At 57.7% G+C, this 11,165-nt stretch carries 10 protein-coding genes, 1 tRNA gene and 3 pseudogenes; 2 read left to right on the top strand and 12 right to left on the bottom strand.

What is annotated here, in order from left to right; translation table 11 throughout:
* The 12 genes and pseudogenes from HMPREF0178_RS20840 to HMPREF0178_RS04025 form a co-directional block, all read right to left on the bottom strand.
* The coding region (locus HMPREF0178_RS20840) for a phage tail protein (protein WP_009379296.1) at positions 1 to 634 on the bottom strand (634 nt) is incomplete at its 3' end.
* Between the two features lie 10 nt (positions 635 to 644).
* Entirely contained in the window at positions 645 to 1,154 is a 510-nt protein-coding gene (locus HMPREF0178_RS04060) for a hypothetical protein (RefSeq protein WP_009379295.1), read from the bottom strand.
* Positions 1,151 to 1,540 carry a hypothetical protein gene (locus tag HMPREF0178_RS04055; protein WP_009379287.1) on the bottom strand — a complete coding sequence of 130 codons (390 nt, stop codon included), beginning with the start codon at positions 1,538 to 1,540 and terminating at the stop codon, positions 1,151 to 1,153. The genes HMPREF0178_RS04060 and HMPREF0178_RS04055 overlap by 4 nt, the downstream gene beginning before the upstream one ends.
* Positions 1,541 to 1,618: 78 nt before the next feature.
* Complete coding sequence (locus HMPREF0178_RS20375) at positions 1,619 to 2,185, bottom strand: topoisomerase DNA-binding C4 zinc finger domain-containing protein (protein WP_009379285.1); 567 nt, start codon at positions 2,183 to 2,185, stop codon at positions 1,619 to 1,621.
* 29 nt (positions 2,186 to 2,214) lie between these two features.
* Positions 2,215 to 2,523 (bottom strand): DNA topoisomerase, encoded by a 309-nt coding sequence (locus HMPREF0178_RS22785; RefSeq protein ID WP_083832455.1) that lies wholly within the window; start codon positions 2,521 to 2,523, stop codon positions 2,215 to 2,217.
* Positions 2,424 to 3,373, bottom strand: a pseudogene (locus tag HMPREF0178_RS22780) (DNA topoisomerase). Before HMPREF0178_RS22780 ends, HMPREF0178_RS22785 begins: the two are co-directional and overlap by 100 nt.
* Before the next feature lie 36 nt (positions 3,374 to 3,409).
* Positions 3,410 to 3,898, bottom strand: coding sequence for a toprim domain-containing protein (locus HMPREF0178_RS20355; protein WP_009379277.1), 489 nt, complete (start codon positions 3,896 to 3,898; stop codon positions 3,410 to 3,412).
* A 9-nt stretch (positions 3,899 to 3,907) separates the two neighbouring features.
* A pseudogene (locus tag HMPREF0178_RS04045) lies at positions 3,908 to 4,864 on the bottom strand (hypothetical protein); the annotation flags it as partial.
* A 507-nt stretch (positions 4,865 to 5,371) separates the two neighbouring features.
* Positions 5,372 to 5,448 (bottom strand) — tRNA-Glu (locus HMPREF0178_RS04040).
* Positions 5,449 to 5,896: 448 nt separating this feature from the next.
* A pseudogene (gene ilvD / locus HMPREF0178_RS04035) lies at positions 5,897 to 7,556 on the bottom strand (dihydroxy-acid dehydratase).
* A 71-nt stretch (positions 7,557 to 7,627) separates the two neighbouring features.
* Positions 7,628 to 8,224: a ketohexokinase gene (locus HMPREF0178_RS04030; protein WP_232281223.1), complete on the bottom strand. Its 597-nt coding sequence runs from the start codon at positions 8,222 to 8,224 to the stop codon at positions 7,628 to 7,630.
* Positions 8,225 to 8,312: 88 nt separating this feature from the next.
* Positions 8,313 to 9,131, bottom strand: a complete 819-nt coding sequence (locus HMPREF0178_RS04025; protein ID WP_009379266.1) for a hypothetical protein — start codon at positions 9,129 to 9,131, stop codon at positions 8,313 to 8,315.
* Positions 9,132 to 9,403: 272 nt separating this feature from the next.
* Between HMPREF0178_RS04025 and HMPREF0178_RS04020 the strand changes: the two genes are divergently transcribed.
* Together HMPREF0178_RS04020 and HMPREF0178_RS04015 are read left to right on the top strand one after the other, a co-directional pair.
* Complete coding sequence (locus tag HMPREF0178_RS04020; protein ID WP_005026122.1) at positions 9,404 to 10,249, top strand: fumarate hydratase; 846 nt, start codon at positions 9,404 to 9,406, stop codon at positions 10,247 to 10,249.
* 47 nt (positions 10,250 to 10,296) lie between these two features.
* A complete protein-coding gene (locus HMPREF0178_RS04015) occupies positions 10,297 to 10,854 on the top strand; it encodes a Fe-S-containing hydro-lyase (protein ID WP_005026124.1) in 558 nt (185 codons plus the stop codon).
* The last annotated feature ends 311 nt before the right edge of the window (positions 10,855 to 11,165 follow it).

Genomic DNA, 11,165 nt, shown 5'->3' with positions numbered 1-11,165 from the left:
CCCAACTAGTACCTTTTAATGCTTCTTCTGTCGTTCGATTAACTGAAACCCTACCTCCAGCGATTCCTGAATCATTTCCGGTTTGGCTGATGGAAATCCATGTCCCCCCTGAGCCTTGTACTGCCTGATATGTTTGTCCTCCAGCACTCCCACTGGTGATTGTCTGTCCATTTGCCCAACCGCTGACTCCCAGATTTGCCGCTGAAGAAAAAGATTGTCCGCCAGCCGTCCCGGTAAGGGCCGTGCTGACGAGCTGCCCAGAGAAACTGTGCGTGTGCGTCGGCTGAGTATGGTTATGGCTTTTGATCGAGTTGGCCACGTTCTCGCCAACCGAGTGCCCAGGCTGAAGGCCGCGCAGGAAACGACCACGATAGTCTGGGATTGTTGATTTTCCCAAAACCCCGACCAGTTCCGGATATACTGCGCTGGATATGGATTGCCCGTTACATTCCAGCCAGTTATCTCTATCAGAAGGCCATGAGTTGGAAGGCCAAGTAATCACCGTTCCAACGGGGATCGAAGCCCTCACGCTTTTGACAGAAATTGTTGTAGGATTAAAGCTGGTTCCATCAGCAGCCACCACTGGCAAGGCCAGCCCAAAACACAAAAGAAAGAGCAAGAGCAGTCTTTTCATGATGTTCTCCCTAGTTGCCCGCATGTTGCCGGAAGAGCGAGTGCATGGCAGTCACAGTCTCTCCGATGAAGCCCATTTTCAGGAGGAAGTCGGTGTCGGGATCGGCATCTTCTCCTTTCTGTCTACGGATGCGCGGCGTCTTCAGGCCGCTGAAGCTAAAATCCGCGTTCAGAGTAAAGGCGGCCACAAGTTCGTCTTCAGGCATGGAGGAAAGCCTGATCTTGAGGCTGGTAAGCAAGAGCCCGGATTCCAGTCCGGCTCTCGCGCTGTCCGGCGCATCTGTTACTGAGACTGAAGTCCCATCCGTCCGGGAAAGCGTCATACTTTCTGCGTAAATATTGCTCATGAGATCTTCGAGAGGGTGTTCGGAATCCGATGCGGACAGTATGCTTGGGGACATGCGCTCCATTTCGCCGCCGAAGGCTGTTTTCGCGTAATTCTCGAACAGCTCAAGGGTAGATTTGGAGGTGCCGGCAACGTAAACGAGTCCGTTTGACGTATCGATGGCGATACCGGTCATAAAGGGGCGGTGTTCTGTTTTTGAAAGGAGCCGGGACTTGCAAAGGTCTTTGAGTTCCTTCTTTCGGGATCTGGAAAGGAACGTCTTGCCTTGCCTCTGGGGGGGGCCCGCGTCATTTCCGCAAGATGTTTTTTGAGAATGGCCGAAGGTATCTTTCCGGTGTCGATACGAAAGCCAAAGCTCATGTATTGGCCCTTTTCGAGAATCGAAGTCTCCAGATCGGCAAACATGTCATCTTCAGGGACGAAGCCATAGACTTTTTCGTCAGGGGTATTGTCGATGGACCGGAAGGCGAACCGCCTGATCGCGTCGCCAGTGACATTGACGAGGGTCGAGGGTTCTAAGCGATAGAGAGTCAACGGGATGGAAAATTTCATGAGGTTCATGGTTGCTCCTTTATGAGTTGAATTCGTCCGGGGGCATATGTCCAAGATGCGATACATTTGGTTTCTCTTGTTGGATTGTTATTTTGGCCTCCTATTAAAGTCAGGTTTTCCATCCTTCCCCCAAAAGCTCGTCTTACAGTTTGGATAGCCGGAGCAGGAAAAGACTTCATAGGGTTTCCCCGCCTTGCTGGTGCCTTGCCTGTAGAGCAGCGCCTTACCGCAATCGGGGCAGGGAAACTCCGTCACCACTCGTGGAGACTTTTCTTTGGGCTGGCCGGGGGTGCCGTTGTCATCAGGCAGAAAGACATTGTTACCGTCTGAATACCCTTGTTTGTTGTAGCAAGCCCAATATGTCCCCCTATCGTTTTTCCCTGAGTAATGGGGGCGACCGCAGACGGGGCAGGGATGCTCCGAGGGGGCGGCCTTTTCTCGGGGTTTTTCGGATTTACCGTCCTCATCCGGCAAGAACGTCCTGCAATCGGCATCGGAGCAGCTCCAGAAAAATTCGTCGGCGTTTTGCCGGCTTTTCTGCCGGCGCAACGCCTTGCCGCACTTCGGGCATGGGAAGGCACCGGGCTGGAGCGCGGCAGGGGTGGAGAGGACGGGATCCAGAAGCAAAGGAAGAGCTGCATACTGTTCGCGCATGAAGTCTTCCAGAGAGTTTTCCCCACGGGTTATGGCTTCAATGCGTTGTTCCCATTGGGCCGTAGTGACCGGATCGTGGACACCAGGGATTTGCCGCTGGCTGCGATGAACCCACGGCCCTTGAGGGGTTCAAGGATACTCGCACGTGTCGCTTCCGTCTCGATGCCCTCATTTTCCTTTAGAACGGCCTTGGCCTTGGCGTCGGAAACGAAACGGTGGATGCTGGCCATCGCCTCGATCAGTGAACCTTCCGAAAACCTGGAAGGCGGCGTGGTCTTCTTTTTGAGGGCGTCCACGTCGGCGCAGAGTACGGCGTCATTGTTGCCGACGGACGGCAGCGACTGTTCGGCCTCTTTTTTTTGGCGTCCTCATCGTCCTCTTCAGCAGCAAATCCGGTCCAGCCCGGTTCTATGATCATCCGGCCACGGGCTTCCCATGCCGTTTCCACGATGGTGGCCAGAATCTTCTGGGCCTCGTAGAGCATGGGGGGATAGAACTGGAGAAAGTACTGGACGGCGATCATCAGGTACAGCTCCTTTTCCTGCGCCGTGAGGCTCCGGGGCTCTTCGCCGGTGGGGATAATCGCGTGGTGGGCCGTAATCTTCTTCGTATCCCAGACGGGGCCTCTCAAGGCGGAATCGGCCTTGGCGGTCACGGTCTCAAGACCGGAAACGCCGGAAAGGGCGGTAATGATCCGGGCGGCGTCACTGAATTGCTCTTCGGGCAGATAGCGGCAGTCGGTACGCGGATACGTCGTCAGCTTCTTTTCATAGAGCGACTGCGCGGTATCCAGAATCTGCTGCGCGGTCATGCCGAGCTTGGAGGAAGCGGCCTTCTGAAGCGAGGAAAGGCAATGGGGCAGGGGGAGACTGGCTTTTTCTTTTTTTCGCGTGTGACGGAGGTGATGATACCGTTTTTGCCGCGCACGGCATCCATGATGCCTTGGGCGGTGGCCCCATCGATGAGACGGCCTTCACTGTCCAGTCCGGGTTGGGTTTCCGAAGGCTTGAAGATGGCTGAGAACGTCCCCGCGTCGTGCTGGAGCGTTGCCTGAAGAACGAGATAGTCAATGGAAGTGAAGGCCGCGATTTCCCGATCCCGGTTGACGACAAGGGCAAGGGTGGGCGTCTGGACGCGCCCCATCGACAACACGCCATCCCGTCCCGACTCCCTGTCCCGGAGCGTCATGGCGCGGGTTGCGTTCATGCCTATGAGCCAGTCAGCCTATGAGCGGGCGCGGGCGGAATCTCTGAGATTGGCGTAATCCCGGTTGTCCTTCAGCGTTGCCAGAGCTTTTTGGATCGAGAGGGAGTCTAGGGATGCAAGCCAAATTCGCTGAACCGGGCCGGTGTAGCGGAAGTGTTCGAGGACTTCATCCACGAGAAGCTGGCCTTCCCTGTCCGGGTCGCCCGTGTTGACGACCGTAGCGGCCTCACCAAGCAGATTGTTGATTACCTGAAGTTGAGCGCGGGCGCTTTCCTTGGGCTTGAGCCGCCACTCACGGGGAATCATGGGCAGGGAGCTTCTGCGCCACAGCTTCCATGCTTCATCATAATCATCGGGATCATACTGTTCCAGCAAATGCCCGAAGCACCAGGTCACGACGTCGTTCCCACAGACCATATACCCCTGACAAGTCTGCGTGACGCCGAGTTCAGCGGCAATGGCTTTGCCGAGAGACGGTTTTTCAGCGATGAAGAGACGTTGGATCATGGAGTCCTCTCAATTCAGAAGGTTGCGATAGGTTCCGAAGCGGCGTTTGAAGGGGGTCAGCAGGGCCGGGATCAGGCGTTCTTCCAGTTCTTCGGCCTGAAAGTCGGCGTTGAAGCCCTTCCTTCGGTGGTTTTCAATGCGCAGGGTGTTCCCATAGAAAGACGTGCTCCATCCTTTGGCGTCGTCATTGCGGGTGACTTCCTGTGAGTTGGGGAACGCCGCGCACCATATGGGAAGAAGTTTTTTGAGCCTGTAAAAGAGGTTCGTCATGCGGGCGTCCGTCTGGACCTCTGTGAGATGAACTCCGTGCAGAAATGGAGAGGGTTGCGAATAGAGGAAGAACTTTGCGATGCAGGCGCGGTGACATCCGTCTTCCGCGACGTAGCCTTTGCCGCCATGAAAGCAGAAGCTCATGAAGGGGGCACGGAATTGTTCGAGGTTCAGGTAGTACTCAGGATTCACCGTAAACAGCCTAATGTTTTTCTGCATCTTTTCGCCCTTATCGGGGAGTTCCCTCCATGTCATGCCGGGATAGTTGGGGTTGGCTGCTGTCCCACAGATCAGGCCGGTATTTACTGAAGCTGACCAGCAACGGCTTATCGAGCGGAGGAAGGGTGCCGGACGTAGCGATTCGATACAGCTATCGGCAAAGGCGGGTACTGTATCAAAAAGTTCTTTGATTTGTTCGTCAGTCATGGCCGTCCTTTGTGGCTGCTCATCAATCCAGTGACCACCGTTGAGCCGTTCGCCAACGTAGTTGACGCCGACCTTCCATGTGTACTCATGGCCAGCGTAGGTCCGGTAGTAGGAGGGCAAGGCGTCATCAATGATCCAGACCCATTTGGTGCGGCAGCGCGGGGTATTCTCACAGCCTTCTCGGCTCATGCGCTGCCAGATGTCGTCTGGAATGCACTCTTCGACGGGAACTTGCTTTTTGAGCTGACGGTTCAGAAGAGCAGCGGTGCAGCGTTCAGCGCCGTCTCAGTCTCATGCGTAGGTTCGAACGGTATAGTATGGCTCCAGCGAAATTGTGAGTGCAGCGGATCACCAGCGGAGGGATCAGCGTGACCACGCTGTGGGCAGGCCGCAGCGGTGGCGCGTACATTATGTGGATGCCGAGCCGTCTGACGATCAGGGAATGGTGGTTTGGGTAGGGCCTCATGATTGCCCTCCCTTTTGGATGGAAAAAGGTGGCAGGGGGGAGACTAGCCCATAGGTGAAGAGAGCCGCGATGAGGCGTGTCAGTTGCACAGTCTCACGGTCGGTTGCTGCTTCACGGGGAAGAGAAATGTTGAGGGACGGAACGCGGAGGTAAAAGGCGCTAGAGGGAGATAGGCGCGCAGCGCACGTGGAGGGGACGACGCGGACTGAAAGCCTTGGGGGAGAGCTTTACAAGTGGAGGGGATATAATACAAAAGGCGCATCACAACACCCTGATTTTCAGAGTAAAGTGATGCGCCTCTAGTTTTCTAGTGGCGTCCCCAAGCGGATTTGAACCGCTGTTGACGGCGTGAAAGGCCGCTGTCCTGGGCCGGCTAGACGATGGGGACGTTTACCGTGCTTTTCTGCTTGCCGCAGCTGCACAGCCAGAACTATTTATAAAAATCATCCACCGCTGTCAACGAGAAAAAAGGAAAAAATGAAAAAAAGTTGAAACGTATAGTTAATACGCTGTATTTGCTCTATAAAAATTTAACAAAAACTCCTTTGATAAGAGGAAAACTCTCGGTTCCCAGCGGCCTCATTCTGGTAAATGGGGAGTGAACGGTACAAAACGGTTACCATATGGGCTCACCAATCCTGTATTTCCCCCAATCGGCAAGAGATGTTTTCTTTCGGGTTAAGGTGCAAAGGAGCGAAAGAGCAGGGAGGCTCCCTCGAGGCGTATTCTTCACGTAGGGGGCAGAAAAATGCCAGAAGTCTAAAAGAATTCCCCCAGCCTCCCGAATGAAGGAAGCTGGGGGATGGTTTTTTAATGGTAGCCGCTCGGAGACAGCTTTAGATCTTCTTGTACGCACCGCCGGTGGATGCGGAGGTCACCAGCTTGGCGTAACGGCGCAAGAACGGGGATTTTATATCCTTTTCCACGGGGACGAAGTGTTTGCGGCGTTCTTCGATTTCCGCTTCGGGGACGACCAGTTCCAGCTTACGGCCGGGGATGTCGATATGGATGGTGTCGCCGTCCTGCACAAGCCCGATGAGCCCGCCGTCCGCCGCTTCGGGGGATACGTGGCCGATGGCCGCACCCCGGCTGCCGCCGCTAAAACGACCGTCCGTGATGAGCGCCACATCCGCGCCGAGGCCCATGCCCACGATGGCTGACGTCGGGGTCAGCATTTCGCGCATACCCGGGCCGCCGCGGGGGCCTTCATACCGGATGACCACCACGTCGCCCTTTTTGATCTTGCCGCCGAGGATGGCTTCCACGCCTTCTTCCTCGCTGTTGAACACGCGGGCGGTCACGTCGCGGACCATCATTTCGGGAGCCACGGCGGACTGCTTCACTACGGCGCCGTCGGGCGCGAGGTTGCCGCGCAGGATGGCGATGCCGCCTTCCTTGGCGTAGGGCTTGTCGATGCGGATGACGTCGGGGTCAATGATGTGGGCCTTGAGTTCCTTGATATTCTCAGCCACCGTCTTACCGGTGACGGTGAGCGCCTCGCCGTGCACGAGGCCCTTGTCGAGCAGGGCTCCCATGACGGCGGGGATGCCGCCCGCGCGGTGCAGGTCTTCGATGTGCTGCGTCCCGGCGGGAGAAAGCTTACAGATATTGGGCGTCTTGCGGCTGATGTCGTCGAAGATGTCCAGTGACAGGCTCAGTTCGGCTTCCCCGAATACGGCGGGCAGGTGGAGGGTCGTGTTGGTGGAGCCGCCGAGAGCCATGTCCGCCGCCACAGCGTTGTGGACGGATTGTTCGGTCACGATGTCGCGGGGACGGATGTTCTTTTCGAGAAGTTTCATGACCTGCATACCCGCCTGTTTGGCAAGGCGGATACGGGCGGCGGACACGGCGGGCGTCGTGCCGTTGCCGGGCAGGGCCACGCCCATGGCTTCGCACAGGCAGTTCATGGTGTTGGCGGTGTACATGCCGGAACAGGAACCGCAGCCGGGACAGGCGTTTTCGGTCAGGTCTTCCAGCTCTTCTTCGGTCATGGTGCCGTTACGGACCGCGCCGACGCCTTCAAAGACGCTGATGAGGTCGGTGTTGTTCCGTCCCGCCAGCATGGGGCCGCCGCTCATGATGATGGAGGGCAGGTTCAGGCGCATCATGGCCATGAGCATACCGGGGACGATCTTGTCGCAGTTGGGGATGAACACCAGCGCGTCGAAAGGATGTGCCGTAGCCATGATTTCGATGGAATCAGTGATGACTTCGCGCGAGGTCAGGGAGAAGCGCATGCCTTCATGATTCATGGCCAGGCCGTCGCACACGGCGATGGCCGGGAACTCCATAGGCGTGCCGCCCGCCATGCGGATGCCCGCCTTGACGGCCTCGGCGATTTTGCCGAGATGCAGGTGGCCGGGGACCACTTCGTTGGCGGCGTTTACTACGCCGATGAGTGGGCGTTTCATTTCTTCGCGGGTCAGGCCGAGCGCGTAGAGCAGGGAGCGAGTGGGGGGCCTTTTCAAGACCGAACGTCATTTTTTGGCTGCGCATTGTCTGTTTCCTTTTAAAAAGTCGCTGTACTGGGCCGTCCGGTGGCGGTCCGTTCTGAAAACGGAGAACGGCTAGTCGCCGTATTCGTCCTCAAAGTCCTGTTTGGTCATGCCGAAGTGTTCGGGAAATTCCTCTTCCGGCAAATCGTCAATGGCTCCGGAAAGGAGGAAGAGACCGCCGTGCGCCTGCATGAAGTAGTCGTCCATCGGGCCCCAAAGCTTCTTCACCTTTCGCAGCACGTCCAGATCTTCCAGTCGTTCCACGGGGGCCGCGCCCTCGCCGGTAATGGCCCCGGCGGCCACCATGCCCCGCCACGCGTCGGAGCCGCTGTCGATGCAAACCTTGTCGCCGTGCTTCACCCATTCGTTGGTCACGGCATCACGGGCGACGAGCGTATAGGGAGCGCCCTGTGAACAGCCGCCTTTCTTGGAAAGGTCGTCGTAATAGCCCCGATTCGCCTCATAGTCATACATCTCCGTCTTGTCGAAGACGAAGGTGTATTGGCAGTCCATCATCTCTTTCAGCGTCCGCAGGTTGGTGAACCCGCAATCGCCGTACTCCTCCAGCCTGAGCAGCGAATAAATCATGTTCCGCTTTTCGGAAACGGGCATATCGGAACGGGACACGGCCCGTATGGCCTCTTCAATGTAGTCTTCGATTTCGTGCATGGACACGGCGGGGTTCCTTTATGCGTCGTTCCGGAGGAGGGGCACCGCTGCCCGAGGCGGGAAATGCCTGCCTCAGGCAGCTGCGGATCTAGTCGATGATACGGCCCTGAAGCCAGATGATGGCGTCGATTTCATCCCCGGCCTGCGGGACGATCTTGCAGACGCGCTCGGGAGCGTAGAGGGGGAAGCGGAGCGGGTTCGGGGTATTGAGGCCGAACTCCACGATCAGCATATAAATTTTTTCGTTCTGGATGTGCATCTCTTCCACGGACGTGACCGGGACGCGGATCTGATATTCGCTGGCGACATCACCGGGGACGACAATGCGGGCGCCTCTGAGATCCACGGTGAGCTGCGGCACGTCGAGGCGGGTCTTGCCCGGATTCTGGGCCAGCCATTCCGCCACGTAACGCTCGTATTCCACGCCTTCGGTAATGGTCATTTCGTCAAGGAGGGCGCGGCGCAGGCCGTAGGCGAGCCCTGCGATAAGGAAGGTATGGCGGACGCCGGGGGTAAGATTTTCACGGTCGCGGAACAGAAACGGCGAGTAGAACCAGAGCGGGTTGGCGCCTTCGTTGCAGGTGGCGGACACTTCGCCTTCGGTTCCGTTTTGCCAGAGATACGTCTCGTTCACGGTCATATCGTTGGGCGCGCCTTCCAGCAGGGGATAGGTCGACACGGGACGGAGCTGTTCGCCCGCGTTCCCGTGGACGGTGACGCCCGCGCGGAATCCTGTTTCTACCGGCCAGGCCAGCACCATGGTCTCTTCCTTGGAGTCCTTGCGCTGCCAACAATCACGGGTCTTTCCTTCCTTCATCACCTGCATGACGACGGCGGGAACTTCCTTCTCGGGATCGTTCAAAAGGGTCAGCCAGGTTTTGCCAAGTCCTTCAAAATGGTTGCTCATGGGGCCTATCCTGATGGTTATGGTTGCTATCAGCGCTTTCTCGGGCGCCGTTTTTGTCTCAAGCGAAGAATCATACCCGTTTAGCCAGCATACGGCAAGATCGCAAAGCGCGCCGTTCCGGGGAGAATGTTTGATCTTTATTCTTTCGGCGGCGCTTGTGCACCGCACAGTCGCATGATAACAGTGAGAACCCAAACAAGGCGGGAATTCCCCCGCCGTGTCGTGTCCGAGGCGGTTCGTTTTGTTACGTCTTTATGCTTGAGGAGAGTGCCGTGCGCGAAATTCATGTTTCAGCCATAACGGATACCGTCGCGGAGCTGGCCGTCGCCGCCTGCTGCCGTTTGCCGGATGTGATGTACCGGGCCATCGAGTCGTCCGTGGAACGGGAGGCCTCGCCTTCCGGCAAGGACGTATTGCGTCAGCTTTTGCTGAACGCCGACATCGCGGCTTCGGAGAACACGCCTATTTGTCAGGATACCGGCCTTGCCGTCGTGTTCGCTGAAGTCGGGCAGGATGTGCATGTCGTGGGCGGTTCGTTTGAAGAGGCCGTCAACGCCGGGGTCGCCAAAGGGTATACGGAAGGCTATCTGCGGAAGTCCTCCGTGGCCGAGCCGCTGTTCGAGCGCAAGAACACCGGGGACAACACGCCCGCCGTGCTGCATGTGCGCCTTGTGCCCGGCGATCGTATCCGCCTGAAGCTGGCGCCCAAAGGGGCGGGCAGTGAAAACAAGAGCGCCCTCAAGATGCTCGTCCCCGCTGACGGCATTGAAGGCGTGAAGAAATTTGTGGTGGATACGGTGAAGGCCGCCGGTTCGAGCCCCTGTCCTCCGATGGTGGTCGGTGTGGGCATCGGCGGTACGCTTGAGCTGGCGGGCCTGTGCGCCAAGCGCGCCGCCATGCGCGACGTGGACACCCGCAACCCCGATCCCCGGTATGCGGCCTTTGAGGAAGAGCTCCTCGGCCTCCTGAACGATCTCGGGACGGGCCCGCAGGGACTCGGCGGGACGACCACTGCTTTCAAGGTCAACGTGGAGTTCTGCGCCACGCACATCGCCAGCCTCCCGGTGGCGGTGAACATCAATTGCCACGCTGCGCGCCACGCCGAGGCGGAACTGTAATCACTTCCAGTCCCCGCCTCAGGCGCGGGGGCAAACAGGAGATTTCCGTGTCCGAACCCATCCGTTTGACGACGCCCCTTACTCAAGACAAGGTGCGTTCACTGCATATCGGTGACAGAGTCCTCATTTCGGGAACCATTTACGCGGCCCGCGACGCCGCCCACAAGCGCATGGTGGAGACGCTGGACAGGGGAGAGCCCCTGCCCGTGGATCTGCGCGATCAGATTGTTTATTATGTGGGGCCCTCTCCGGCCAAGCCGGGGCAGGCCATCGGTTCCGCCGGGCCGACGACCTCAGGCCGTATGGACGCCTACGCGCCGCGCCTGATGGAAAAAGGGCTTTCCGGCATGATCGGCAAAGGCAACCGTTCGCAGGCGGTCAAGGACGCCATGCAGCGTTACGGGACGGTCTATTTCGCGGCCACCGGCGGCGCTGGGGCGCTGCTGTCCCGCTGCATCCGTTCGTATACGGTGCTGGCCTATGCCGAGCTCGGCCCGGAAGCGCTGGCGGCGATGGAGGTCGTGGACTTCCCCGTCATCGTCGTGGGCGATGTCGAGGGCGGTGACTATTATATGGAAGGGCCCAAAGCCTACGCGAAGCGCTAGAGAAGATATTTGAGGACAGAGAGGCATTGTGGAGGGGGAGGAGAAACTTTCTGCAGAAAGTTTCTCCTCCCCCTCAACCCCCTATTCTTCAAAGACTTTCGTGTTTATCGAATCCCTGTTCGGAGTCTTTTCCGGCGCGGATTGTCTTTGGAGCATGGGAACCTCCAAGGACACAATTCAGGTCAAAGGCTGTCGGTTTTCGGAAGGGGGGGCTTTGCATTTGAAGTCCTTTTTTCCTTTTGGCTTGAATGTACCGGGAAAGCTGACAAGAGGGATTCGATAAGGTCGAAAGTCTTTGAAAGGAGAGAGGA

This window comes from Bilophila sp. 4_1_30, assembly GCF_000224655.1.
GTDB classification, from domain to species: domain Bacteria; phylum Desulfobacterota; class Desulfovibrionia; order Desulfovibrionales; family Desulfovibrionaceae; genus Bilophila; species Bilophila wadsworthia.
The sequence above is the reverse complement of the archived record's forward strand: the minus strand, read 5'-3'. Positions and strand labels throughout refer to the sequence as shown.